The sequence below is a fragment of the Vibrio sp. DNB22_10_4 genome (genome assembly GCF_052879755.1).
In genome coordinates, this window is record NZ_JBNNXW010000001.1 from 1260428 (window position 1) to 1286968 (window position 26541).

The 26541-nt window shown below is 46.3% G+C and carries 24 protein-coding genes; 12 read left to right on the forward strand and 12 right to left on the reverse strand.

What is annotated here, in order from left to right:
* Positions 1-256 precede the first annotated feature (256 nt).
* The 3 genes from viaA (ACVA6Q_RS05465) to viaA (ACVA6Q_RS05475) all read right to left on the reverse strand — a co-directional run bounded on the left by viaA (ACVA6Q_RS05465) (position 257) and on the right by viaA (ACVA6Q_RS05475) (position 5088).
* Positions 257-1702, reverse strand: a complete 1446-nt coding sequence (gene viaA / locus ACVA6Q_RS05465) for an ATPase RavA stimulator ViaA (RefSeq protein ID WP_446646792.1) — start codon at positions 1700-1702, stop codon at positions 257-259.
* Between the two features lie 58 nt (positions 1703-1760).
* Positions 1761-3422 carry an ATPase RavA domain-containing protein gene (locus tag ACVA6Q_RS05470; protein WP_353499163.1) on the reverse strand — a complete coding sequence of 554 codons (1662 nt, stop codon included), beginning with the start codon at positions 3420-3422 and terminating at the stop codon, positions 1761-1763.
* A 172-nt stretch (positions 3423-3594) separates the two neighbouring features.
* Positions 3595-5088 (reverse strand): ATPase RavA stimulator ViaA, encoded by a 1494-nt coding sequence (gene viaA, locus ACVA6Q_RS05475; protein ID WP_446646793.1) that lies wholly within the window; start codon positions 5086-5088, stop codon positions 3595-3597.
* Between the two features lie 192 nt (positions 5089-5280).
* Here viaA (ACVA6Q_RS05475) and ACVA6Q_RS05480 point away from each other — a divergent pair, with 192 nt between their 5' ends.
* From ACVA6Q_RS05480 to yjeH, 4 genes are all read left to right on the forward strand, one after another.
* Positions 5281-5799, forward strand: a complete 519-nt coding sequence (locus ACVA6Q_RS05480; RefSeq protein WP_446646794.1) for an NUDIX hydrolase — start codon at positions 5281-5283, stop codon at positions 5797-5799.
* Positions 5800-5809: 10 nt separating this feature from the next.
* The gene (ltaE, locus tag ACVA6Q_RS05485; RefSeq protein ID WP_446646795.1) at positions 5810-6814 is read left to right on the forward strand and encodes a low-specificity L-threonine aldolase; all 1005 of its coding nucleotides are present in this window, start codon (positions 5810-5812) and stop codon (positions 6812-6814) included.
* Between the two features lie 139 nt (positions 6815-6953).
* Entirely contained in the window at positions 6954-7295 is a 342-nt protein-coding gene (locus tag ACVA6Q_RS05490) for a c-type cytochrome (RefSeq protein WP_446646796.1), read from the forward strand.
* Between the two features lie 119 nt (positions 7296-7414).
* On the forward strand, positions 7415-8653 hold the full coding sequence (gene yjeH / locus ACVA6Q_RS05495) for an L-methionine/branched-chain amino acid transporter (RefSeq protein WP_446646797.1): 1239 nt from the start codon (positions 7415-7417) through the stop codon (positions 8651-8653).
* A 94-nt stretch (positions 8654-8747) separates the two neighbouring features.
* On the opposite strand, the gene ACVA6Q_RS05500 is transcribed toward yjeH, so the two are convergent.
* The 3 genes from ACVA6Q_RS05500 to ACVA6Q_RS05510 form a co-directional block, all read right to left on the reverse strand.
* Entirely contained in the window at positions 8748-9149 is a 402-nt protein-coding gene (locus ACVA6Q_RS05500) for a hypothetical protein (protein WP_446646798.1), read from the reverse strand.
* Positions 9150-9177: 28 nt separating this feature from the next.
* Positions 9178-10470: a DEAD/DEAH box helicase gene (locus ACVA6Q_RS05505; protein ID WP_446646799.1), complete on the reverse strand. Its 1293-nt coding sequence runs from the start codon at positions 10468-10470 to the stop codon at positions 9178-9180.
* Positions 10471-10551: 81 nt separating this feature from the next.
* Complete coding sequence (locus ACVA6Q_RS05510) at positions 10552-11133, reverse strand: acyl carrier protein phosphodiesterase (RefSeq protein ID WP_353499156.1); 582 nt, start codon at positions 11131-11133, stop codon at positions 10552-10554.
* Positions 11134-11492: 359 nt separating this feature from the next.
* Here ACVA6Q_RS05510 and ACVA6Q_RS05515 point away from each other — a divergent pair, with 359 nt between their 5' ends.
* Together ACVA6Q_RS05515 and ACVA6Q_RS05520 are read left to right on the forward strand one after the other, a co-directional pair.
* On the forward strand, positions 11493-13022 hold the full coding sequence (locus ACVA6Q_RS05515; protein WP_353499155.1) for a hypothetical protein: 1530 nt from the start codon (positions 11493-11495) through the stop codon (positions 13020-13022).
* 56 nt (positions 13023-13078) lie between these two features.
* Entirely contained in the window at positions 13079-13822 is a 744-nt protein-coding gene (locus ACVA6Q_RS05520; protein ID WP_446646800.1) for a hypothetical protein, read from the forward strand.
* Positions 13823-13863: 41 nt separating this feature from the next.
* Here ACVA6Q_RS05520 and ACVA6Q_RS05525 read toward each other — a convergent pair whose 3' ends face one another.
* Both ACVA6Q_RS05525 and ACVA6Q_RS05530 read right to left on the reverse strand, forming a co-directional pair.
* Positions 13864-14436, reverse strand: a complete 573-nt coding sequence (locus ACVA6Q_RS05525) for an NAD(P)H-dependent oxidoreductase (protein ID WP_446646801.1) — start codon at positions 14434-14436, stop codon at positions 13864-13866.
* A gap of 37 nt (positions 14437-14473) precedes the next feature.
* Entirely contained in the window at positions 14474-14845 is a 372-nt protein-coding gene (locus ACVA6Q_RS05530) for a MerR family transcriptional regulator (RefSeq protein ID WP_446646802.1), read from the reverse strand.
* A gap of 223 nt (positions 14846-15068) precedes the next feature.
* Here ACVA6Q_RS05530 and ACVA6Q_RS05535 point away from each other — a divergent pair, with 223 nt between their 5' ends.
* Positions 15069-15677, forward strand: coding sequence for a YitT family protein (locus tag ACVA6Q_RS05535; RefSeq protein ID WP_446646803.1), 609 nt, complete (start codon positions 15069-15071; stop codon positions 15675-15677).
* A gap of 74 nt (positions 15678-15751) precedes the next feature.
* On the opposite strand, the gene ACVA6Q_RS05540 is transcribed toward ACVA6Q_RS05535, so the two are convergent.
* Positions 15752-16324, reverse strand: a complete 573-nt coding sequence (locus ACVA6Q_RS05540) for a dioxygenase family protein (protein ID WP_446646804.1) — start codon at positions 16322-16324, stop codon at positions 15752-15754.
* A 225-nt stretch (positions 16325-16549) separates the two neighbouring features.
* Between ACVA6Q_RS05540 and ACVA6Q_RS05545 the strand changes: the two genes are divergently transcribed.
* Positions 16550-16924 (forward strand): hypothetical protein, encoded by a 375-nt coding sequence (locus ACVA6Q_RS05545; protein WP_112480284.1) that lies wholly within the window; start codon positions 16550-16552, stop codon positions 16922-16924.
* Between the two features lie 64 nt (positions 16925-16988).
* On the opposite strand, the gene ACVA6Q_RS05550 is transcribed toward ACVA6Q_RS05545, so the two are convergent.
* Positions 16989-17576 (reverse strand): hypothetical protein, encoded by a 588-nt coding sequence (locus tag ACVA6Q_RS05550; protein WP_446647188.1) that lies wholly within the window; start codon positions 17574-17576, stop codon positions 16989-16991.
* Between the two features lie 192 nt (positions 17577-17768).
* On the opposite strand from ACVA6Q_RS05550, the gene ACVA6Q_RS05555 reads away from it, so the two are divergent.
* The gene (locus ACVA6Q_RS05555) at positions 17769-19748 is read left to right on the forward strand and encodes a peptidase U32 family protein (protein WP_446646805.1); all 1980 of its coding nucleotides are present in this window, start codon (positions 17769-17771) and stop codon (positions 19746-19748) included.
* 25 nt (positions 19749-19773) lie between these two features.
* On the opposite strand, the gene ACVA6Q_RS05560 is transcribed toward ACVA6Q_RS05555, so the two are convergent.
* Positions 19774-19950, reverse strand: a complete 177-nt coding sequence (locus ACVA6Q_RS05560) for a DUF6435 family protein (protein ID WP_446646806.1) — start codon at positions 19948-19950, stop codon at positions 19774-19776.
* A gap of 289 nt (positions 19951-20239) precedes the next feature.
* On the opposite strand from ACVA6Q_RS05560, the gene ACVA6Q_RS05565 reads away from it, so the two are divergent.
* The 3 genes from ACVA6Q_RS05565 (at position 20240) to ACVA6Q_RS05575 (ending at position 24600) form a co-directional block, all read left to right on the forward strand.
* Positions 20240-21625 (forward strand): TldD/PmbA family protein, encoded by a 1386-nt coding sequence (locus ACVA6Q_RS05565; protein ID WP_446646807.1) that lies wholly within the window; start codon positions 20240-20242, stop codon positions 21623-21625.
* Entirely contained in the window at positions 21625-22968 is a 1344-nt protein-coding gene (locus ACVA6Q_RS05570; protein WP_446646808.1) for a TldD/PmbA family protein, read from the forward strand. Before ACVA6Q_RS05565 ends, ACVA6Q_RS05570 begins: the two co-directional genes overlap by 1 nt.
* Positions 22969-23292: 324 nt before the next feature.
* Positions 23293-24600, forward strand: a complete 1308-nt coding sequence (locus ACVA6Q_RS05575) for a serine hydrolase domain-containing protein (protein WP_446646809.1) — start codon at positions 23293-23295, stop codon at positions 24598-24600.
* Between the two features lie 107 nt (positions 24601-24707).
* Here ACVA6Q_RS05575 and ACVA6Q_RS05580 read toward each other — a convergent pair whose 3' ends face one another.
* Positions 24708-26411, reverse strand: coding sequence for a protein adenylyltransferase SelO (locus ACVA6Q_RS05580; RefSeq protein ID WP_446646810.1), 1704 nt, complete (start codon positions 26409-26411; stop codon positions 24708-24710).
* Positions 26412-26541 lie beyond the last annotated feature (130 nt).

Consider the following 26541-nt stretch of genomic DNA (forward strand, 5'->3'; position numbering starts at 1 on the left):
TATGTTAGAAAAAGCCAATCAACTCATCGTCCCACACGCGATCCATAGCCACGGCTCCATGAGCAAAGCAGCACAAGCGCTCGGTTGGTGTGATTGCGCTTCTCAATGGCATGCTTGAACAAGTTGGTTTGTTGTTCGGCGCAGAACTTAGCTTCGAAATCATCCTAGGTTAGACCAACAACCCTAGGCTCAAGAACGCACGGATGAGTTCTTTTTGATACAAGGATGTATCACCTTACTATCACTACTACTCTCTCTACCACGTCTTCATTAAACGCCCCACCAAAGTAGGATGATACGACCAACAGTGGTCAAACATACTCATCAGTGACGGGTTACCATATTTTGACAAGTTAATTGCGTGAAAGCGGTTCTTACGCGATTTCAGCTCATCGACTTTGTCTACAAGTTCCTGCGACTGCTCTGGGGCAATGAAATCCGAAATCACCACCATATCGGCGTTTTTATAAGTATCCGATTGCATCAGGTCGATGGATTTCTCTAGTACAGGCTCCAGATCGGTGCCACCGTGAAAGGAATAGCTGAGAAAATCTGCCGCTTCACGAAGACCATCCTGTTTAGTGAGTTCATAAGTGATATGGGTAGTTGAGAACAAGATAACGTAACACTCCCTCTCCTCAGCCAAAGCGATTTGCATTAATGCATAAGCCATAGCCTTGGCGCACTGCTCTGGGAAACCGGTCATTGAGCCTGATGCGTCAATACAGACGATAAATGGTCCCTTCTCAAGTTCGACCTTACTGTTATCGGGGGCTGTGGTGCGAACTTTCTTGAGTGTTCTCGACTTACCTTGCGTTTTGTAGTTCATCAAACGCTTATCAGCCAAATGTTTGTAGAACACGACTTCCAGCTCTGGGTAGGCGAGGAACATGGTTTCATTTGGGAGCAATTTATTAAGATCGTCTGATTCGTGGATGCCAACAATGTCATCGGTTGCTTCATCACTTTGCTCCTCGACCATTTCCACATTGTCAGCCTGAGCTTTGTTTAGCTCGGGATCATCTTGCTCACTCGCCATGCGACCAAGTTGTTCTGCGATTTGCTTTAACGCGCTATTCTTTTTGAGAAACTCCGCATGACTGTGCATGGTTTTTAGATCGGTTTTGGTCAGTTTGGCGGCAGCCATATCCCACAGTCGTCCCATAGTTGCTTCATCGCCCTGCTGAGTGACCGTATCCATATCCTTGATGGTTTCCATCCGTTGATATAAATCGGCCAAGAACTTCTCTTTACTGGCTTCAAGCTCTGAGACTTCCGCCTGTTTGATGGCTTCGGCAAGACTCTTGTACCAGAGATCACAGAAGTAACGCGGGAACATGGGGTTATTAACGGATTTGTTTTTGTCCAGAAGTCTTCTGGCTTGGAGATAAAATGCAGAGTGCCATTCTAACTTTTTGACAACGCTAGGAATGCGCTCGAAAAAGGTCGCTTCGTTCCAATGAATCACCTCTTGATACAAGGCAAGCTCTTGCTGAAAGCGTTCAGTTTCACAGACCCGCGTCATGCGTTTTTTCACTGAACCGCGCCATTTGAGCAGATGGTTTTTAACGGAGCTACGCATTCCGCGATTTTCACTGACCGCCAGCACTTGTGAGCGCGCCATTAAATCATTCACCGCCGAATCAATAAGCCCTGACTCGGCAACCATCAACGCAAGGTTTAACCCATCTGCTCCCAGCATTACTGCCTCCGTTCGATATATTAACCCTCAAAACTCACCATGGCGCTGTCACGCCTCATTAAGCAAAAAAGGTTTCTAGTCCCTTAATTCGAGCTACTGCTTTTTCAGCTTCCACACTGGTCGACTCGAGTGTTTGTGTCACATTTTGAATACTGACTTCCATTTCCGTTGGAATATCAGGCTGAATAAAGCCGTGTGGTAACGCGCCATGAAACTTAGAACGCACCGAGCGTAGGTGATGCTCAGCGTGTTTAATTTGAACCAGTACCTGTTCAGACTTTGTCACCCATTCTTGAAGCATTGCCTCATCAAGACCATTGGTTGTGACCAAGGTTGCTAAAACAGAGCGGTTGGCGATGTCCTTAATAACCAAATGACTGGAGGCGTTGATATCAAGTCTCAGGCGGCAAAGATGGGTATTTTGGTTAACGTAGCCATAGACTTCACTCCCACCCTCTTTGATCGCGCGGCTGAGCTCATCTTTGGCGATATAGACCCAGCGACTGTCACCTTTCTCACTTTCTGACACCGACATATTGCTTTGAAGTAACACCAACTTCACCAAATCAGTAGCAGCACCAACTTTGTAGGACTTTGCGTTGCTGATGTCATATTGGTAGATATCTTTGCGAAGCAGTCCAGAACCAGCTTCCATAGAAAGTGGCATTGCAAACTCGGCTTCAATTTCATCTTGAATGTCGGCCAGTTGCTCTTTGCCTTCTTCAATTTGTTGGAACACTTCTTGTTGGTCAAAGGCGTGGTTCAGCGCGAATTCTTTAATAACGGTGCGCACTATCTCTAGTGACTCAGGGCTATTCCAGAGACAGTCTTGGAGCAAGAGTAAATCGAGAGGATTTACACTATCACGACCATTAAAAAAAGCGCTCGCCTTAAGCAGCTTGACGGCTTTTTTCCAGCGTCGGTCGGATACGTAGAGATCTGCCTCGGATAAGGTTGAGCGATGTTCTTCCGCTGCTGCTTCAAGCATGGTTTTGAGTTGGTAGAGCTTTTCAAAGACATCGTCACTAAGCTTGACGTCATTGAGCTCTCGCTGCCACTGATGGTACTCATCGTCGGTTATAGCGAGGCCTTCCGGAATTTTGGCTTCTTCCAATGTACCAACGGTTAGCATGGATTTGAAATTTTGTTTGTTCTGGATACGATTAACAAAAATGCGCACCAGCATACGATCATAAAGCGCCTCGAGTCCGCTATCTTCATCTGGCAGTTCGTTGGAAGCGGATACCAATAGGCGCATCGGTACTTTTTCAATATCGCTACCGTTTTTGAATGTCTTTTCATTCACTACGGTAAGTAGAGTATTCAAAATTGCAGGGCCTGCTTTCCAGATCTCATCCAAAAACACCACCTGCGCTGTAGGTAGATAACCCTCAGTGAGTCGTAAATAGCGACCGTTATCTTTCAATTCTTGAATACTCAGCGGACCAAAAACTTCTTCTGGTGTCGAGAAGCGCGTCATTAAGTATTCAAAGTAGCTACTGTTATCAAAGGCTTGGATAAGACGTTTGGCGATCAAGCTTTTTGCAATACCTGGAGGTCCTAAAAGAAAAACACTCTCTCCAGCCAAGGCGGCTAATAGACAGAGTTTGATGGTCTCTTCACGCTCATATACACCATCAGAAAGTGCTGAGGCGAGTTTATTAATTCGTTCTGAAAGCAACGCTTTGTCAGCGTGTGAAACTACTGTGGGCTTAATCATGCCAATACCTCAGTGCACAAAATTGGAATGCATAGTAATTTTATACATTTGTTATCATTTTGTTACAAGATCTTTTGACGACAGATTTTTAATCGCAATCTTATAACTTATTCTTATCGCATTGATTTTATTTAGATTATGAAAAATACAACGGCAAGTCATGCCGTTGATATTAGCCAAAAGTATGAGAGAAAGCTTGTCTAGCGCGATAAAAACCCACGGTTGGTTTTTTGACAATTTTACCCATAAGACTTGGGTGATAACGCCATTGGCTATCAAACAATGACAGTAACTCAGGGTTACCATATTTTGAAAGACACAAAGAGTGAAAACGGTTGTAGCACCCTTTCAAAACGAGCATGTTCTCAATTGTCTCCTGCTCTTGTTTAGGCGCAATAAAGTCGGAGATCACAAGCAAGTCTGCATTCTTATACTGCTCACCCTGCATGATGTCGACAGCATAATTGAGCACTTTAGTGAGATCGGTCCCTCCCTTGAAGGTATAGGATAGAAAATCGCACGCTTCTTTGAGCCCTTGCGAGCCAGATAAATCATAGGTAATGAAGGTTGATGAGAATAAAATGACATGGCAATCACGCTGTTGCTCTGCCGCCATTTTCATCAAAGCGTAGGCCATCGCCTTCGCAGATTTCTCAGGTGCACCTTGCATTGAGCCTGACACATCAACCGCTATAAGCATCGGCCCTTTCTCTTTGGTCGCTTCTCCATGAGACTGCGTAGGCGCGTGCAATTGTCGGATAGTGCGCTGCTTACCTTCCGCCTTGTAGGTTAATAACCTCTTTTCCACTAAGTGCTGATAGAACACCGTTTCTAGTTCTGGATAGGCTAGGTACATGGTTTCGTTCGGCAACAGTTTATTGATATCGTTGCTGGTGTGAATGCCAACGATATCGTCAGTGGCAAAGTCTGACTTCTCTTCAACAACAACATCATCATGGCTCTCAACTCGGTTGAGCTCTGGCGCATCCACCTCTTCCGCCATTCGACCTAATTTATCAGCAATCGAAGTGAGTTCACTGTGTTTCGCAAGGTAATCTGCCGTCTGTTCAATCGACTTCCAGTCTTGTTTGGTTAGCTCTGCGCCCGCCAAGTCCCACAAACGCCCAAGTTGCGCGTTTTCACCAGACTGCGTGAGGTTTTCCATATCTTTCAGGGTATCGATACGTTGATAGAGCTGCTTTAAGAAACGAGATTTCTGCTGTTCTAGCGTCACTTGCTGCTTATCTTCCACCGCACCTTTTAAACTCGCGTACCAGTGCGTGCAGAACTGACGGGCGAACAAAGAACTAGGGTAAGTATGCTTGGAGGCCAAAAGCTGATTGGCTTTTTCACGGAACAGCGAATCTTGCGGGAGCTTTTCGATAATGTCTTCAACGTTTTGATCAAATTCAGACTCAGTAAGGTACACAGCATATTGATAGAGGTTCAGCTCAGCTTGAATAGAGTCGGTTTGCTGGGTTTTAACGAGCTTGCGTTTGACACCCTGTGTCCATTTCGCCATAGAGGCAGTCAGGCTTTGCTTGACGCCATCTTCGTTACCAAGCCCCATGAGCTCTGTGTGCTGCATGATTTCACGGACAGCGGAATCGATCATTCCCGATTCTGCCACCATCAATGCTAAATTTAACCCGTCTGCCCCTAACACGTCGCCTGACCTTTACTAAAACCGCTCGAACACTCTGATATACAGAAAGTTACTAAATCAAAATAGTGGAGCAATCAGAGATTCCATTTTCGATACTGTTCCAAAACCGAAAAATCCTGTCAGTTTGCCCATCGACATTTGATAGTTTGTATGCTCATATTAGGCGTTCAACATCGAAGTCACGGAAGCTTTATGACTCACAAAACCCTTCACCAATGGAAGTCGATTTCACTCATTGAGGAACAAGTCACCCTACCCAACCAGCAAACCATTACTCACACCACTATCAAGCACCCAGGGGCTGCAGTAATACTCCCTGTGACCGAGAATGGAGAGCTATTGCTACTCAATCAATACCGTCCATCTTTAAAAAAGTGGCTACTGGAACTGCCCGCGGGCACGATGGAATTAGGTGAAGATCCAACACAATGTGCTCACAGAGAGTTGATTGAAGAAACAGGCCATGCTGCCAAGATAATGATTTCCCTAGGGCAAGTTACGCCGTTGGCCGGCTTCTGTGACGAAATTCAGCATCTGTTTATCGCCAAGGAACTTGCACCGAGCGATCAATACCAGTGTGACGACGATGAAGTCATCGAACTTGTGACAATGTCACTAGAAAAACTACAACAACATATCATCGACGGTACAATTACCGACGCCAAAACCATAGCGTGCTTAAGCAAAGCCTCGTTATGCGGATACATTTAGGAGATATTCAATGGACTTTCGCTCAGACACTGTCACCAAACCTACCCAAGCAATGCGCGACGCGATGGCCAATGCAGCCGTCGGCGATGATGTGTACGGCGATGACCCAACCGTAAATGAACTCGAAGCCTGGGCTGCGGAGCGTCACGGGTTTGATGCTGCCATGTTTACTACCTCGGGCACTCAAGCAAACCTTCTTGGGTTAATGGCACACTGCCAACGCGGTGACGAATATCTATGTGGTCAGCAGGCACATAACTATAAGTACGAAGCGGGCGGCGCTGCCGTGCTTGGCTCAATTCAACCTCAACCGATTGAAAATAACCCAGATGGCACACTGGATTTTGGCAAGCTTAAGGCTGCTATTAAGCCCGACGACAGTCATTTTGCGCGCACTAAGCTACTCAGCCTTGAAAACACTATCAATGGTAAGGTACTGCCCCTTTCTTATCTTGCTGAGGCGAGAAAATTCGTTGATGAGCACGGCCTGAACCTGCACCTAGATGGCGCTCGTGTTTACAACGCAGCCGTTGCACTGGACGTTGATGTGATTGAAATTGCCAAGCACTTTGACTCTATGACCATCTGTTTATCCAAAGGACTTGGCGCACCAATCGGATCGTTACTACTTGGCTCTAGAGCATTTATCGAACGCGCACGACGACTACGTAAAATGGTTGGCGGTGGCATGCGTCAAGCGGGTATTTTAGCGGCGGCAGGTAAGCTTGCATTAACCGAACAAGTGGCTCAGCTCGCCACAGACCACAGCAATGCCAAAAAACTGGCTGAGGGCTTAAATGACATCCCAGGGTTTAGTGTGAATGCAGAGTTTGTTCAAACCAACATCGTGTTTGCCAAGTTGGCTGAATCCGTAGACATTGATGCGATCGCTAAAGAGTTAGCACAGCAAGACATTACAATTTCACCAAGCAATCCAGTTCGTTTTGTCACGCACAAAGACATTTCCAGCCGAGATATCGATGTATTGTTAGAGAAGCTTTCAGCTTTGGTCTAACTCAGTTTTGGTTAGTGATAACATTATTTAATACTAGGCCAAGATACTGATCAACTTCGCATTTCTGTCTGAGATGCTTGAGCTTAACCTAGGGGCAAGGTTTATCTTGTTGCCTAGGTTAAGTCTTTTATGAGCCCTTATGAATACACTTTTCAAGGTCATTACTGGCCTCACTTTATCTCTGGCGCTAACGAGCGCTCAAGCACTCGCTTCTCAAGAAAGCAAAACGCCATTTGGTGATGCCAAGCTTGGGGAGATGAAAGCGCCTAGCTGCGTGTTTTGCCATAACCCCAATGGTGCTCCAAGCCAAGCTAGCTACCCTAATCTAAACGGTCAAGATCCGATGTATTTGTTTAATGCGATGAATGCCTACTTGGACGATGAACGCTCTGGCGCTATGGCAGCCTTAATGAAAGCGCAGTTGCAGAACTTAACTGAGCAAGATTTGCGTGACGTTGCGGCGTTCTACTCTTCAAAATAGCTACGCAGAGCAGAGCGACGTGTGTCCGACATAAGCGATGAATAAGTTGTTAATTTTATTGGTGAGTAATAAGCTAGAGCGTCATTCAGTCATCAATAAATAACAATCAAAGTTCAGATATGTCGCAATTAAAACAAGAAATTACGCTGCTTGGCGGCATAGGACAAATGTCTACGACTTTGTTGGGCACAGGTCTATTTATGGTGCCCTCTATCGCTGCCAGTATAGCGGGAGAGCAAATTCTCTGGGCATGGTGTGCGCTGCTTATCGCCATCTGTCCGATAGCCATTACATTTGCATCGCTCGGCAAGCGTTACCCTAATGCTGGTGGCGCTTCGTTTTTCGTCCGTCAGGCATTTGGCTCTAGGCTGGAAAAAGCTATCGCACTGCTGTTTATTAGCGTTATTCCCGTCGGTGTGCCCGCTGCTATTGCAATTGCAGGCGGTTTTGCTCAGCAATTTTTGCCAAGTTTCCTATCTCACCCTGTTGCCTCACAGCTGTTTGTGGTGGCGCTCCTTATGGTGGTCAACTTTTCTGGCAGCAAGTCCTCCAGTCGTCTTCAGACCGTTATCGCCATCGGTATTATTCTATTGGTGGTTAGCTTCGTAGCCAGTAGCGACATCAATAGCTCAGAGTTTCTGCCGTCGACCACCGCTTCCATCGAATTGGCGCCTATCACTCAAGCTATCGCGGTGATGTTTTGGTGTTTTGTCGGAATCGAAGCCTTTGCTCATATGGGAGAGGAATTTAAACGGCCTGAGCGTGACTACCCCGTCGCCATATTGGTCGGCTGCTTATTGGCTGGCGCGGTTTACTATGCGTTCTCGGTCGTGGTGCTTGAGCATCATGCCTATGGAACACAAGCACTAAACACCACCTCTGTACCATTTATTGCAGAGCAGCTCTATGGTTCGCAAGCGAAGTGGCTAATTAGTCTCGTGGGATTTTTAGCATGTTTTGCCACTATCAACCTTTACACACAAAGTCTGTCACGCATGATTTGGTCACTCGCACGAGAGTATCGCCCTGCAAGCGCCGCCGCGCGCGTCTCCGTTAATGGTGTGCCGACTGTTGCAACGCTTATCGTTGGTGTCACTCTCGCTGTTTCATGCATACTTGGCTATTGGTCTGGGATTGATATCGATATCTTTCTCACCCTCGCCAACGGTATCTTTGTTGTTATTTATCTATTTGCGATGTGGAGTGCCGTTCGATTACTCAATGGTTGGCGTCAAAAGCTCGCTGCTCTATCTCTGGTTTTATGTGTCGTTGTGCTGTTTTCTATTGGACTGGCAATGCTGTATGCCATTGTGATGCTGGCACTGCTATGGGCGTTGTTGGGCAAGTTAAAGCCTTAACTGAGTTCTAAATGGCAAAAAAGAAGGGAAATATGCGGCTTGTTGACAAGCCACATAATTAAAACGATAGATGTCTATTTTTTGAGTGGTTCGGTTATCCGTGATTCATAAACCCCTGCTTCTCAAGGTAACCCAACACGCTTTTTGAAAAGTTCACATGTGACTCTCGGGTGTATTTGAGTTTTGTGTACACCTGAGCAAGGTTCTCAACATCGGATTCTTCGATCATCTTCTTAAGATCTGGGTAAGACATATAACGCGCCCAACCGTCTGTCTCACGCTGTTTGTATATGGCCTCTATCGTGGCATCGTCCTGATCTTGGTATACCTCGTGATGCACTAAGCCATCCATTGGAAGACGATCGCGGATTTCTGGGTTTTCTGCAGGATAACCCAATGAATAACCAACCACAGGAACAACGCCTTCAGGTAATTCTAGAATTTCACCTATCTGGTCGCAGTTAGCCAGCGTCGAGCCCATAAATAACAAAGGCAAACCCTAGGGTTTGCCTTTGTTGCTCTCTTTAGCGCTTCTTACCGCGCCCCGCATGGATTTTCAGTTTGGCTTTCATCTTGCGCTTGTCTGCGCCTCGTCCACGTCGTCGCGGTGCGCGATCGGGTTCGATTTCAGATTCAGGGCTAGGTTCAAAACCCGCTAACCACTCTTGAGGTAAACGCGAATCGAGCAAACGTTCAATGGCTTCCAGTAGATACTGCTCATCTTGGCTCATTAGCGACACCGCAAGTCCCGCTTTTCCTGCGCGACCAGTACGGCCAATACGGTGAATGTAGTCCTCAGCTTTGTATGGCAAATCGTAGTTTACGACTTGCTCAAGCTGCTGGATATCTAGGCCACGGGCAGCAACATCGGTTGCAATCAACGCTCGGACTGCACCCGATTTAAAATCGTCTAGGGCTTTTTGGCGGGCGCCTTGGCTTTTATCGCCATTGATTGATACCGCTTTAATACCATCAAGTTTCAACTCTTTCGCCAGGGCATCACTGCCCTGCTTAGTCTTAGTAAAGACCAAAACTTGTTGCCAATTGCGTGAACCAATCAAGTAAGCCAGTAGCTCGTGTTTGCGCTTTTTGTCTACAGGATAGACCATCTGCTTAACGGTATCTGCTGTGGAGTTTGCAGGCGTCACTTGCACTTCTACTGGCTGTTCCATAATACGGTGCGCGAGAGCTTTAATGCGTTGCTCGAACGTTGCTGAGAACATCATGTTTTGACGCTGCTTTGGCAGACGCTTAAGGATACGGTTAAGATCCGGCATAAAGCCCATGTCCAACATACGATCTGCTTCATCCAGTACCAAGTATTCACATTCAGCAAGTGTTAGGTTGCGTGTATGTTGGTGGTCAAGCAAACGACCAGGCGTCGCAACTAAGATATCCGCGCCACCGCGCAGGTTTTTCGTTTGCACACCGATACTAGTACCGCCGTAAGCCACAACGACTTTGAGCTCGGTCGATTGTGTGTATTGAACTAAGCTATCAAACACTTGCTGCGCAAGTTCACGTGTTGGAGTAAGAATAAGGGAGCGAATGACTTTGCTGTCTGCTTCTCTCGGCTTTGGAACATCCAGCAGTTTCTGAATCAGTGGCAAACCAAATGCTGCGGTTTTACCGGTACCTGTCTGCGCACCTGCAAGAATGTCTTTGCCGTCCAACACAAATGGAATAGCTTTTTCCTGAATCGGTGTCGGCGAGGTATAATTTAGATCAGCAAGGTTTTGCTTTAGCGTGTCGCTAAATGCAAAGTCATCAAAGGTGGACTGCTCACTGGCAGTATCGAGTAAAGTCTTGTCTGTCATAACGTCGCCAACAGGATGTATTCAAAAGGGTCGCGAGTGTACCAGAAACCGCGCGCTAGGTTAATGCTATTCTTATCGACTCTATTTGTTAGTTTGCTGTTTCGCTTTTTCTAGCACCTCTGGATACAACTGACTGAAAAACTCTGAAAATTGCTGATAGTTTTCCTGCAGTTGCTCTCCGCATTCCGCTAGTGGTGCCATTCGCATACTTCGCAGAGACATTCTCTCAAGGGCAAACTTGATGTTATCGAAATCTTGATACGACTCGAGCCAGCGCCCTTGCCACATATGAGTGCTCATACGAACAAATCGCTCTGGTAATGGGGCTGAAGTCTGCTTAATGGTCAGCTCTGCATGATCAACAAACTGCGCAAGCGGTTGGCGATGAAAACGAGTCCAATGTTTCGCAAGACAATGATCCCAAAACATATCCATCGCGATAGGCGAAAAGCGCTTTAGTTCGGCATCAAATAAGGTTTTGCACTGCTTCATAATGGGGTGATTGTCTGTATAGGAATCGACAAATCGATGCAGCATGATGCCTTCAGCAATTTCCTGTTGATAGGTCTTCGTTGGGTCACCTTTGACAAAATCCCCCAACAAGTTTCCCAGTAAACTGCTGTCACAATGCTCAGCAATATGTAAATGAGCTAGAAAGTTCATAGCACCCTAAGTTTTATGGCTTTGCTTTATTTTGAGTGGCTAATTCAGAGACGTCAAACTCAGAGGACTGCCAAGGTATAGATTCAACCTTTATATCGAGCAAAAACCTCGAAAAAACTGAAGTTTTCCAAAACAACAAAAATAAGTAAATCACATTACCCTCTGTTTTATAAAGATTTTTAACCCAGAAGCCAAATAATTAGCCAGGCGAATTAATCCATGAGAAATCATTTGTATGATGAAATGTTTCAGCGGTTACATTTTTGAAGTACAGCGTCCAAATAAATTCTTATAGGATCCTCGCCATAAATTTAAGGCTCGCTACGTAGCAGCTTTCACTGACCTCTCTGGTGTAATTAATGGAACACTTTTCGTATCTGATTTCGTTTAATCATTTATTGTTTTCAATGGTGGCTGTGGTCATCATGGTTCTGCTTTCAAGAACCATCGTCGCTAATACTAAGTACTCGGCTGTTCTCGTCATTGTTGTACTTGGTCTACTTATGGGTACATTGTTTGTAACAACGGGGCTTGCACAACCAGGGCTTCAAGAGTTCCCCGCTATCGTCCTATTGAGCCAAACTACGGTTATTGCACTCATCGCGACATTCTTTGTTGGTGGGCAAGAGATCCGTCGATTGCTGTCCAAGCAAACAGGCCATGTAGATGTGTTAGCCGTTCCTGCAAAGAATGAAGTGTTTTTTGGCACTACTAGCACTCAGTTCGTGTACATCATTCGAGCGTTCGTTTTGCTGATGGGCATTGAGATGATCTCGGCATTACTAACAGGTCGAAGTGGCGCCAACCCTATGGGTGATTCTTATTTAGCCATGGCGTACCTGTGTATTGGTGCAGCGATCATCTTCATCGATAGCAAAAAAGAAGTCGCTAAAATGCGCACTTATTTGGCCAAAGGTGCTGTAGAGATCCTTACCATTGTTATCATTATGATGCTGTCACTTAGACTTTCTCACCTTGTCGCCAGTGTAATTGGCTTGCCACAAATCTTCTTTGCCATGATCATTTCCTCAGGTTTAGGCATGCTGCTACCTAAATGGAAAGCAGGCCCGACATTGAACTCACTATTGTTCGCAGGCATACCAGTGCTACTAACTGGTACTTTCTTGGTTGGTGGTTCGCACATGTTGGAAGCGTTCAGCATTCCTGGTCTACAAAGCGTGATCGTATATGGCTTCGCGGGACAAATGTTCTGGATGTTCGGTGGTCTGACTATCCTTATCTTCCTAGCTAAAGCGAACCATGTTCGTAACCTCGCACCAGGCATGGCAGGTGGTCTATCACACTCAGGACTCACTGGCGCGTGTACTGCAGGTGACTTTGGCTACACTGCGGCAGCGCGTGCACCTATCATGATCAATATCCCATTCCTTGGTCATATTTTTGTATTTACGATTCTTGCCGCAAGTGCTGAGCGTGGCGCATTACTTGTTGGTTGGACACTACCTCTTGTATTAGCCGGATTAGCGTGTGTGTACCTTGCGACCAAAAATCTGCGCAAGGCCAATGGTGACCACGCAATCGAAGTTAAGGGACTGATGCAGTTCTCGTTCGGCTGGCAAATTGTGGCGGTATTCGGCAGCTTTACGATTCTGCACTTTGCAGGCATGCCTATTGAGCACGCATCGATGGCAGCGGCTTCTGGTCTGTCTCACTTCGGCTTGTTCGCAGCAACGCAAGGTGGAATGTTTGGTGATAATGCGGCAAGCATGATCACCTTTATCTTCGCCACACCATTCTTGGTGCACCCGTTGGTGTTTGGCCTGTTTGGTAAAGCGACAGAGAACAACGGTGAAATGTCGAGTAAGGTCGTATTGCTTATCTTCACTCTTGGTACGTTTGGTGTACTCTACTCTGCGCTCTCGATTTAACCATGAATATTGAGAACCCAACTCTTCGGTTGGGTTCTTGTTAAGCTTGAGAGGATATGATGTTTTCTAGTCTGCATTTTGTCATCACAACGTTACTGGCCATTTCCTGTGCCAAAGCGATTGGCGTGAGTGACGGCGATATCTCCGTTTTGGCATTAGCCATTCCCGCGCTGTGGATACTACCACGCAAAGGCGCAAGTGGACTTGTGCTCCTCGCTGGTATGCTGTGCTACGGTCTCACTCTGCCCCATCAGTCTATCTCGCTTTCTGTGACTCAATGGACGCTGTTCCCGCTGCTTTTTGTGGCATTCTCAAAACGCAGCAATCGCAACGTCAGAATCATTACCGCCAGCATTGTTAGTGCCTTACAGGCGGGAATCATGGTGAGCCAAGTGCTTGGCACATTGGAGGGGTCACCACTAATTACCCTAGTTCAAATGATCTCAATCTTTGTTATTTGGTGGGCTGCAACACGCAGAAGCATATCGCGCAAACAAAACTGGTGGGTGCTGGCTCTCATTTTGCCGTTGTGGTTTGCAGGTCAAGCGCAAACCATTATCGTGGCTCTTTCCATCACTGGCATTATCGCGTCGCTGGACAGCCTATCGCACCTAAAAGGCTTTCGCTGGAACAAGCTGATCTACTGGACAGTGCCAGCGGTCGGTTTTGCGACCCTCGTTGTTTGGTCGAGAGTCGAAGTGCCTCATCAAGTTGTTGTCGTGTGGATGTGTCTACTCGCAACCGCTTGGATGACAGATTACATTCTCCGAAGTATGGAAGTGGAAGCGAGAAGGAGCTAGATGCACCTTCTCCTCTTCATGTAGACGCTGGATAGATTCCACTACCTCGACGCCGCTAAGGCCTCGACTTTTTGCAGCCACTTCTGGCGCTGCTGATCCGTTGAGTTGATCACCGGGCCAAAATAGTTGGCTGACACATTTTTAATGCCAGCAAAGTCGAGAATGGTGCGTTTTAGGTTTAAATAGATTGGGTTGCCTTGTATCCACTTATACCAAAACACGGGGGTATCTAAGGTAAAAATCAGTTCTGCCGTCCGCCCCTTTAGTAGCTTCTCTGGAATGGCTTTGCCTTTGACATAACGAAATGCGAAACCCGGTAGAAATGCCCTATCAAACAGTGCTTTAAGCTTTGCTGGCATTGTGCCCCACCAAACGGGCGAAACAATGACAATATGGTCTGCCCATTCTACCGATTGCTGGAACTCTTTGAGCGATGGCTCAAGCGCCATTGTTTCTTCGTAGCCCATATCGAGAGATAACTGAAAATCCATCTCCCCAATATGCAAAACCTTTGCCTGCTTACTTTCAGAGATGTTTTCTTGATAACGCTCGCTTATCGCTTTGCACAAGCTATTGGCTTTTGGATTGGCGTTAATAATAAGGATCTTGTTCATGGCGAGTCTCATTGTCTAATTAACTAATGGGACTAGCTTAAACCCTTACCTTAGAGTCAGAGTCAAGGGCGGCATAGCAATCATCAATGCTTTTTTTGTATTGCTTAATCTGACCTTTTTGATTCTCTAATGCTTGGATCTCTTCATCAATCAACGCAATTTTACGCTCCATCCACTTTCCCACCTGTCGCCAGTCTAAGTCATGGTTGCCATCTTTTAACTCAACCAGTTCCGAAAGTTGCACACCGAGCGCTTGTGCCTGTTTAATTAGTTGAATGAATTCCACATCTTGTTGAGTGTAGACTCGATACTTTCCTTGCCTGTCTACCTTCAATAAACCCATTTCTTCATAAAGTCTGATTGCTCGCTCTGACGCGCCAGTCAACGCCGACACTTTACCGATATACACGTTTCTTCTCCGCTTCAATAGTCGCCCAAGCGTATCCAAATAACGGGCTCAGCTCTAGCATCATTTGTACTCGTTGCAACCCATGTGTAAATCTAACGAAACACTCAATAAAAATCAAAAATCCGCCTCGTTATCGACATAAGTATCCATAGAAAGCTAACATCGCCGCAAATCACTTCTTGTAACACGCTATTTTGGCGTTTTTTAAATTGGAATTTTCTTTATGGATAAAGATCATAGCCTGCGCGAGAATTTGCTCGCCCTCACGCTTGGTAGCGCTTTAGTGTCTCTTGGCGTTATCTTCTTCAACCAAGTTGGCCTTCTAACAGGCGGTACTGCAGGTTTAGCCCTGTTTATCACCAAAATTACTGCCCTAAGTTTTGGTCAGGTTTTCTTCGCAATTAACCTGCCATTTTATATTCTATCGGTCACTCGAATGGGCTGGCGTTTCACTATCAACACCTTTATTGCCGTGAGCATTGTCTCCTTTGCGGTGGATCATTTACACCATGTCATTCAAATCTCACACATTGAGCCGATTTATGCGGCGTTGATAGGTGGCGGCATGATTGGTATGGGGATGCTGGTCATTTTTAGGCACAAGATGAGTTTAGGTGGGTTCAATATACTCGCTCTGTTCTTGCAGGAACGGTTTGGCATTCGAGCGGGTAAAGTTCAGATGGCACTTGATTGCTCAATCGTCGTGCTGTCACTGTTCGTGGTCGACATCTACCTGATTGGACTCTCCATCTTGGGTGCCATTGCCACTAACCTGATTTTGGCGATGAACCACAAACCAGGGCGCTATCAACCGATTCAAAGCAACGCATAAGCGGGTATCAAGGCAAGACATTCCCGTCTTGCCTTTTTCATTGCATGCTGTCAAATCCACTAAACAGTCATTCGTTATACCACGAACTGAAACTGAGTCATTTGATTTCCCTTTGCGTCTTTAGCAACGTCCATTTGTAGCCAATCACGCTCGCTGCCTCCCCACCACTCATTGCCCGTTTCACCTTTTAGATAGAGCTGGGTAGTTAACATTTCACGCTTACCGTGCCATAGTTTTACGTGAATGTGTGGCGGTCTTCCCGTGTACGGAACTGGATACAAGGTTTGGAATTGGCATAGACCATTTGAATCCGTTTCAAGTGCGGCAAAACCCGCAAAACTTGGATCAAAGCGCTCTACTTCTGGTTGCCGAGGGTGTTCATACACGCCTTGCCCATCACACTGCCATATTTCCACACGTATTCCGGACATTGGTTTACCAGTATCATCGACTACACGCGTTGTAAGAGTCATGGGCTCACCGATCAGGCTCGATTCATCGAGGACTAAGCTTTCACGCAATGGAATCGAAGTAACCGGATAGAATGGACCTTCCGCCTGTGATGGCGTTTTCTGTATCCGAGAGTTCGCTAACACCGGCCAAGCAACAAATGCTGAGCACAGCGCTAGAAATTGTCTTCGCTGCATAATTAGACTCTCATGTGGAGGGGTATTTAGATTGTGGTACGCAAAGTACGCCCTTGCTAGTGCAAAATCGAACAAGAAACTACCAAGTAAATCGTCAGACCAGAGTTACCCTACTAATCAAAATGTTTTTCTGTCATTATGAACAGCATTGACGGCCGCCCTTGTAACGATAAGAAGCAGGTTAGTGCCGAGTAAAACATCCCAGTCGAAGGAGTAGATTCAGCGATGACTTACGAAACAAAAACCATGGAAGTACCGGTCGCGATTGCAGACCGAGTACAGGCATTGATCGACGGCCACATCGCCAAAGAAAAGTTTAATGCTGAGCGACGCGAGGTCGTGAATAACCTACTCGCTATGGATGGTCTTAGCTGTGAGATGGCCGTGTACAGCCTACCTCAAGACGAACTGATGAATACCTTGCGCTTTGTGTACGAACTATCAGGTACCAACAGTCGATTTGTCAAAAATATCCTAACTCAAACGCGTGAAAACCCGAACAAGAAACTCTCTGACTCTCAGCGATCTTCAGCGAAAAGCTTGCTGTTTAACCTGCTAAACGACCCATCCGTCGTTTCGGCTATGAAAGAGACGTCTTAGGCAAAAAAATCCGCCTCACCAAATCATTCATTCGTGAGGCGGGCTCTCTATAGTAATCGTTGATTCATTGATTAGCCAAACCCTGCGATTCCGGTTGCCAACTCATCATGCTATCGAAGCCACTGCAATCAAGCATGGCATCCGAAGCCGATTCAATAAATACCTGCTGCGCCTCTGACACTGGATACTCAAGATAGTCTGAGCATTTGGCACTCTGCCCATTCCCTACCACGACCGTCGAACCAACCTTTAGTGTACATTGCACCAGTTTGTCGAGCGGAGACCATTGATAGCAAATCTCATAGTCCTTCCGATAGTCTGCCGTTTTCCCTGCGGGTTTCGTCAATGCCCACCAGCTTCCAAATTGACTCCCAGGATTAGTGCTATTCCAAGCGCGATAGATTGTCACCTCTTCAGTACTTTGATAAACAGCGCCTTGACACAAACCACCGGACAAAGGTTCGCCAATCGCTTTAGCTAGCACCTGAGGGTTGTCGACCTGTTTGAATTTTCCCGAGAGTTCACTTGGTAGTTCAACTGAACCTACACATTCATTGCTTGGAATTGACGCCTCCCCATCAACGACATTATCTGCTTGGCTGGCACAACCTTGAATTATTACCATTGTTAAAACTGCGAGACTCCATTTCATCATTATCTCCCTGCTGGTTTTTTTGGTCTTATTTCATTAGATAGAAGTAAACCTAGCTCACCATTCTCATCCTTCTTTAAACCAAGATCACATAGTCAACTAATTACATAAATATCGATAGATATGAATTTGAGACGAAATCTGAGGCAAATTGCTGTAGACTACGCCCTCATTTTTTCTAAGGGTATGGTTGTGACAAGAGATCAGTTTGAATTGTTGGCACCGGGTGGTGATGTTGAGTCAATCAAAGCAGCGATCGCAGCGGGTGCAGATGCGGTGTACTGCGGATTGGATCGTTTTAACGCTCGAAACCGTGCAGCGAACTTAACACTCGACAACCTTTCGGGCGTTCTTGAGCTTGCTCATGCTAATCAGTGCCAAGTGTTTCTGACGCTTAATGTACTGATCTTAGAGAGTGAAATTGCCGCTGTAATGCGCTTATTGGCGCAGTTGGTCAACACCGATATTGATGGCGTTATCGTTCAAGATCTTGGTTTAGCGTATTTGGTTAAACGTCACTTCCCAAGCTTAGACGTTCATGCTTCAACGCAGCTCAACACTCACAACACGGGTCAAATCGAGTTTCTCAAACAGATGACGGCCAGCCGCGTTAACCTTTCTCGTGAGCTTAACATTGATGAGATTGCGCATCTCGCTCATTTTGGGCATCAACATGACGTGTTAATGGAAGTGTTCGTTCATGGTTCATACTGCATCGGATTCTCAGGGCTTTGCTATATCAGCTCGGCGCGCAATGGCGCCTCAGGAAACCGTGGTCGTTGCAGTCAGCCATGCCGTGAGCAATACCAAACCACCAAGCAAGGCTACGACTACCCACTCAACCTGAAAGACAACTCAGCATTTGGCGATCTTCAAGCGCTTGCCGACGCGGGTGTCTATTCACTAAAAGTTGAAGGTCGCATCAAAAAACCGCATTACGTTTATACCGTTGTCGACAACTGGCGTAAGCAAATAGATCGCTTGTGCGAAGGTGAAACGCTTTCAGAAGACACTAGCGAGCTTTACACCGTATTTAACCGCGATTTCTCTAACGGTTTCCTACAAGGTGAATACGGCAAAAGCATGTATATCGACAACCCAAGAGACAACGCGGTTACGCATTTCTCTAAGGTGTATCAATGCACCAGTACCGAGCAAGTACAAGCGGTTAAGCAGCGTCTCTACGACAAAAAAACCGATATCATCCAACACGTTGATGCACAAATTGCTGCCATGGATATTAACGCTGACCGCCCATCAGCGAGCTTGAAAGGCGCGATTGAAGCGCCAGAGTTAGAAAAATTAGCGCAAAACTCAGAGCTAAGCGGCCAGAAACCACTATCGGTACTAGTTTCAAGCACTGAAGATGCCGTTCTTAGTTTGGAATCAGACGTAGAGGTCTATTTTCAACTACCAATGGGCCTAAGCGCAGAACTGCCCGCTATAATTTCGCTGTTTGAATCTAACCCTAACCTAAAACCTTGGTTCCCAGCGATTCTCATCGGCGATGATTTTGAAGCGGCTAAAGTCTTCTTAGAAACTATTAAGCCATCACTACTTATTACCAATAACTCAGGTGTCGGTTTCCACGCTCAAACGCTAGGGTTAGATTGGGTAGCAGGGCCACACATGAATAGCACCAACTCGTACACATTGAAGTGTCTTCAAGAGGAGTACTCTGCCGCTGGTGCATTCCTATCTAATGAACTGAGTAACAAGCAGCTTCGCTACGTTAGAAGACCAAGTGGTATGCGCACGTTCTATAGTGTGTATCATCCGAATACGTTACTAACGAGCCGCCAGTGCCTGTTCCAACAAACGGAAGGCTGCAAGAAAATCAAAGTCAACAAAGGCTGCCTGAGACGCTGCAGCAAGCGTACGTCCATTATCAACCTTAAAGACAACCCTTATGTGGTGCAAAAGCAAAAAGGCTCACACAACAGTCTCTACAGCGAGCACAATATTTTGAACCTAGAGGTACTGACTGACCATCGCGACCTTATTACCGATGTGTTTATCGACCTAAGAGATATTCAGACAGAAACAAAAGTCGACGGTAGCAAACTTGAAGTCATTAACGCGTTCAAAGCACTACTTCTAGATGACGACCTCAGTATCGTTGGTAACCTTATCCAACACACGAGCAACCAACAATACCAAAAAGGCATTTAGGATACAGCGCCCACCCTCCTCAAACCTAGCTATTCGAAGCCGCAAGTTTTTTGATTTGCTCAAAGAGCTCTTCGGCTTCAGCGGTTAATTTTGAGTACAGTTTGATATCGCCATTTCGCTGGGCATGCATCGCTTGCTCTAGCAACATGGAATGGCGCTTTTTGAGTTTTTTAGCAGGATCGCGCTTTAAAAATGAGAACATACTGGGCTCCGTGTCGATGCTTTCAATAACCTACGAACACACATACATATCAGATTAGTTTTTTCGACTATTTACCAGAAAAATCGACGGTATGTCCTTCTTCCTCATCATTCAACCAGTCTAAACTTATCACTATGCTCGTACTATGAGTTACTCGTATTGAATGAAGAAAAGCCTTACATAAAGCCATTATTTTCCACAAGACCATTTGTTTGATAAATGTTAACATTCTGATATGCCTCAACTTTCATTGAGGCTCTCTCGGACGTTCCACGAGCAAGGAGATTTCATGCTTAATTCTGTAACGGCGAAAGCAGTGATTGACCACGCCCTATTCTTAGGGGCAGATTTTGCTGAACTATTCGTCGAGCACCATCAGACAAATTCGATCCAAATCGCGTCAGGCGAAGTGGACAAAGTAAACTCAGGCATCGATTTTGGTATCGGGATCCGCCTATTTTTCGGCCACAAAGTACTCTACGGCTACACGAATAACACGGATGAAAATGAACTGAAGCGAGTTACATCCTTGCTCGCTGCAAAAGACAAACGTGAGCAAATAGCTACAGCAGGTGCGCTTAATCTTAATCGCTACCCTATCCAGCATGGTTGTCGTTTACCACTTAGCAAAGACGCCAATCTAGATTCAAAGATCGCATTCTTACTTAAAGCTGATGCAGCTGCACGCGCCGAAAGCGAATACATTACTCAGTTTATTGGTAATGTTTTACAGCGCGAGCAGCAGGTTTCCATCTTCAATTCTGAAGGCCTACATGTTGATGATACGCGCCACTACATTCGTGTGTCTGGTAACACCGTTGCCCAAAAAGGCAATGAGCAATCTTCTGGTTCAGAAGGCCCTGGTGCGCTGCAAGGCTGGGAGTTTAGCGAACAGCTTGATGCTCAGGAACTTGGTCAAACTATTGCCCAGCAAGCATTGATCAAGCTCGGCGCAGATGCATGCCCTTCCGGCGAAATGCCGGTAGTCATTGGTAATGGCTTTGGCGGTGTCATCTTCCACGAGGCGTGTGGTCATCTGCTTGAAACCACATCAGTGGCTAAAAAGGCTTCTGTGTTCCATGACAAAATGGGCGAGATGATTGCTCATACAGCAGTGAGTGCCGTTGATGATGGCACTATGACTAATGAATGGGGCTCTATCCATGTTGACGACGAAGGCATGGCAACTCAACGAACGCAACTCATTAAAGACGGCAAGCTGACCAGCTTTATGGTCGACAAAATGGGCGGAATGAAGACCGGCTTTGAACCAACAGGCTCTGGTCGTCGCCAAAACTACAAGTTTGCTCCAACGTCGCGCATGCGTAATACCTTCATTGAAGCTGGGGAGCATTCTCTTGATGATATGTTAGCCGGTGTTGAACGTGGTATTTACGCTAAGAAAATGGGCGGCGGCTCAGTACAGCCAGGTACGGGTGAATTTAACTTTGCCGTTCGTGAAGCTTACCTGATTGAAGACGGTAAGATCACCAAACCTCTGAAAACCGCAACGCTGATTAGCACCGGGCCAAAAGTGCTCAAAGAAATCAGTATGGTTGGTAAAGATATGGCACTTGCCCCTGGTATGTGTGGTTCCGTAAGTGGCGCTGTACCAACAACAGTCGGTCAGCCTTCGCTAAAAGTTGATAACATTCTTGTGGGAGGTGGTAACTAATGAGCCAAGACAAACAACTTCTTGATGCCGTCGATTACGTCCTTTCTGAAGCCAAGCGCCAAGGTGCTGAAGCTGATGTCATCGTCAATCGTAGCAATAGCTTTTCCCTGAAAGCGAACCAAGGCCAACTGGATGAGTACAAAGTGAGCTCAAGCCAAGTCCTTGGGGTTCGCGTTGTCAAAGATGCGCGCATTGCCACCAGCTACTCGGAGTCATTAGAGACCTCTAGTCTCGACCTCATGCTGACTAACGCCCTTCAAAGTGCGCGTTTTTCAAAGCAAGACGAACATCAAACCATCAGCTGTATCGACAGCAAAATCACCACAGATTTTGCAGAAATTGCTCAGCAAGATACCGCTTCCGCCGATGAGAAGATTGAGCTCTCACTCACACTTGAACAAGGGGTTATTTCCCTACCCCACGCATCAAGCGCACCTTACAACGGTTATGCCGATGGAGAGACTCAGTTTATTCTCGCCAACACACAAGGGACACTTTGCCAGCATTTTGAGCGCTCATTTAGCTGTTACGCTTACACGCTATTTGAGAAAGAAGGCAAGCAATCTATGGCGGGCAAAGTCTCGGTGGGGCGCCGCTTTGATGAGCTGAATCCTAGCTACTGTATCGAGCAAGGCTACAACCTTGCGCGTGACTTACTCGACGGTGCTCCGGTTGCTACTGGTGAGTATTCGGCTATTTTCGATATCAACGCGTTAAGCAGCCTGTTCGGAGCCTTTGGCAGTGCATTCTCTGGTGTTAGTGCCATGAAAGGCATTACGCCACTTGGCAACAAGATAGGCGAGTCAATTGCGAGTGAGCTGATTACTCTGACAGATATGGCGTATATGCCTAACGGCATGGCAATCGCTAGCTTCGACAGCGAAGGCTTTGCGACGCAAGACAACGTGTTAGTCTCGGGCGGAAAGCTCAATACCCTATTGCATAATAGCCATACTGCAAGCTATCTAGGCGCAGTATCAACCGCTAGTGCGGCACGCGGCGCAAAATCCAGCCTAGATGTGTCCACCAACCATAAAGTGATTGCCACTGGCCTAAGCAGTGTTGCTGAAGTTAAAACGGGCGAATATCTTGAGTTGGTTGAACTGCAAGGCGTCCATTCAGGAGCCGATCCAGTCAGCGGTGACTTCTCGTTTGGCGCTAGCGGCTTCTTGTGTCGTGACGGAGTAAGAGTCCAACCGGTGCGTGGTATCACGGTTGCTGGTAACTTCTACAAGATGTTGCAAGAAGTGGATGCGGTGGGTAATAGCCAGCTTATTAATGACAGCCGAACCTTCTTCGCACCGGATGTGAGATTTGCTCGGTTGAGTATTGGTGGTAAGTAGGTAGTGATTAAGCCCAGCATAGGACGCTGGGCTTAGTTTTTGAGCTTATCTGATAGTTTCGAAACTACGCCAAGTATACCAAGCGCAATTTGAGCCTACCTTCCTTTCTGGCTAACACTCCACTTAAGCAAAAACCTTCGATTAAACAATGGTTGATTTTCTGATAAGCGTTAAATTTCACTTGCCGTTAAAGCTATATTGTTGAGAATGCTATTATCAAATAGACGGCTTTTGAAACTGCATAAGTCTAAACCTAGCCACTTTATAAAAACATGATTCCGAAATTCACGTCTTCGTATTAATTACGAGTAAAGAGAGAGCAAAATGAGAATCGCGATTACATTGTTAACATTGGCACTAAGCAGTCTCAGTTATGCTAATAGCGCCCCTTCTGACGCTTTAGATGCTGAAGCTTCAGATCCGATTAAGATGGAGTGGATGGTAGGCTTTCCGCCACCAAAAGATAAGCTGATTATGCAGCCAGAATCCGACTTTTTCAGTTTCCCAAAGATGCGTTGGACTGTATGTCATATTCGTGAGTTGATGCCGACTAAACAGGTCAGCCGCGGGATTGGCGCACCCACTCCCTTTACGTATGCCAAAGATGACAATATCGACGCCATAACATTTCAGCCTCTTAACAGCGAACGAAAAATGACATGGCAAGAATCGCTATCAGCAAACTACACCGATGGCATTCTTATTCTCCATAAAGGACAAATTGTTTACGAACGTTACCTAGGCTGCCTAGATGAACTAGGTCAGCATGCTGCTATGTCGATGACGAAATCTCTGACAGGGCTTTTAGCTGAAATTCTAGTGGCTGAAGGCATTCTTGATGAGAACGCAAAAGTTACTTCCATTGTCCCTGAGCTCAAGGATAGCGCTTTTGGAAGTGCCACTGTACGTCAGGTAATGGACATGACAACAGGGCTTGATTACAGCGAAGACTACGCGGACCCAAATGCTGACATCTGGATCTATTCTAAGGCAGCGAGTCCGCTTCCAAAGCCGCAGGGCTACGATGGTCCAAATGGTTATCTTGAGTACTTACAAACCGTGGGCAAAAGCGGCGCTCATGGTGAAGCTTTTGGCTACAAGACAATCAATACAGATGCACTGGGCTGGATTATCGCAAGAGCGACCGGAAAAAACGTTGCTGAACTATTGTCTGAGCGAATCTGGCAGAAAATTGGAATGGAGCAAGATGGTTATATGACCGTTGACGCCAAAGGTATGCCATTCGCGGGGGGCGGCCTGAGCGCAAGTCTTCGCGATCTTGGTCGTATTGGGTCACTGGTGCTCAACAAAGGTAAATTTGAGGGGCAATCCCTTTTCCCAAGTGACGTGGTAGAAAACATCATGGCCGGAGGCGATAAAGAGGCTTTTGCGAAAGCCGGATACACTACTCTGCCTGGCGGTAGTTACAAGAGTATGTGGTGGATCTTTCACAACGCTCATGGCGCTATAGCTGCACGCGGTGTTCATGGCCAGACAATTTATATAGACCCAACTGCGGAAATGGTGATCGTGCGTTATTCCTCATTCCCAAGTGCTAAGAACAGTCAAATCGACCCTACCTCATTACCTGCTTATCAAGCGGTTGCGGATTACTTGATGAGCAAGGACTAAAACAGAGTAACTGGTTTGTTGCTTAGCGTAGTTTAACTACTGTGTGCAGCTGTACTTAAAGGCACGACTGCACACAGCTAACCTATACTAGCCATTGAAACGAACAATTAAGAAGAACAGCTATAATGCGTCACCCCACCCACATCAAAAAGCGCTATTGGACGACACTGATAATACTTGCCTTCCACCTCTTTCCCTTGCTCAGCATAAGGTTCAGCAAACACCTGCTGCAACTCATGAATGAAAGAGTACCCCCCCTGCTCTGCCTGTTTATAAGCAGGTACTACTAACCATTCACGCCAAGTGAACTTAGGGTTTACTTGTTTCATACTCGTCGCTATTTCTTTCTCGGATATTGCGGATGAAAGCTTTACACGCCATTCATCTAGCCAAGCTTGCCACTCAGTCATGATGTCTTCATCAGGTTCGGTGTAAAAGCTTGCAGTAAGAGCTGAAACTGTGTCAGGCAGTTTAGAGAGTTCGCGGAAGAAAATGGTGTAGTCAACATGCGTCATCATCATAAGTTTAAACAAGTGTTGCAGTAAGTCGCTATCAAACTCTTCAAGACCGAGCTTTTTCGACCACATATTAGTGAGTTTAGTTTGCATAACTGTTGAAAACTCATCCTGAATTAGGCCAAGTTTTTCAACCGCTGCGTCGTCAGTAGCAATAAGCGGCATCAATGCAGAACAAAAGGACTCGAAGTTTTTCTCTGCGGCCAAAGGCTGATTAAAAAACGAGAAGTGACGACCGCCGCCAGTCCAAGGCTGAAAATAAGGCTCGAAGCGTTCACAAAAACCGAATGGACCAAAATCGAGGGTGAAACCGCCAACGGCGCAGTTGTCACTGTTGAAATTGCCCTGGCAAAAGCCAACGCGCATCCAGTGTGTCACCAATGTGGTTAAGCGGTCCCTAAACTCTGTGGCGAGGGCGAGCACTTTCTCTGAAATGGGTAAGCTTGCGTCTATCTGCTGTCGATATTCTCGTTCTATCGCGTACTCGACAATTTGTTCTAGCTCTTGCATCGCGGTTGGGTGGGCTTGACTACGCGCTCGGCGCGCGAATAACTCAATTTGACCAACTCGCAAAAAGGAAGAGGCTACGCGGGTGGAAATAGCAACGGGATTCGAGACCATAATATCAGGATTTTCTGAGTGCGAACCTTCTCGATACCAAGGGCGATCAACGGTCTCTGATTGTGAGGCAAATAAACATAATGAGCGTGTCGATGGAATGCCGAGAGCGTGCATAAGCTCTTGAGCTAGAAACTCGCGTACACTGGAGCGCAATACGGCTCTACCATCAGCTCCACGGCAATAGGGCGTCGTGCCGCCGCCTTTGAGCTGCATTTCCCATCTTTTATCGTTTAACACACCTTCAAATACCGAAACTGCACGGCCGTCGCCATAGCCATTCCCTGTTTTGAATGGGCACTGCTCATTGTACTCGGTACCATAAATAGATAGTGCGTAGCCTGTTGCCCAGCCATATGGCTTTATTAGAGCAGGAACACCGGATAACTCACCAGAGAACATAGCTGCAAAGTGCTTGTCTTGCGCTAGTGTAGGATCAATTCCTAGCTCCTCAAAAAGGCTAGCACTGTGACTGATGAAAACAGGGTTAGTAATAGGCGTCGGTTTGACAGGCACATAGTGACCCGAAAACACTTGTCGCGGCCAGTAATCTTCGCCACTTTGCGTTGAATCTGGATCCGCATTAAGCGTCTCTAGCAACGAGTAACTTGCCGCCTTTACAAACTCATCCATATTGGTTATCAAGTTACGCGCCTTTGGTGATTTTGGTTCGCTCATCGTCAATCCTACTCCGTGCAATGATGCGTGATTTTGTTGTCATGATACGAAGATAGCTCAATAAAGCCCAATAACCTTATGATATAGTTTGATTCATTTAGATTTACCCTAAACAACCTAAGGGCATTGG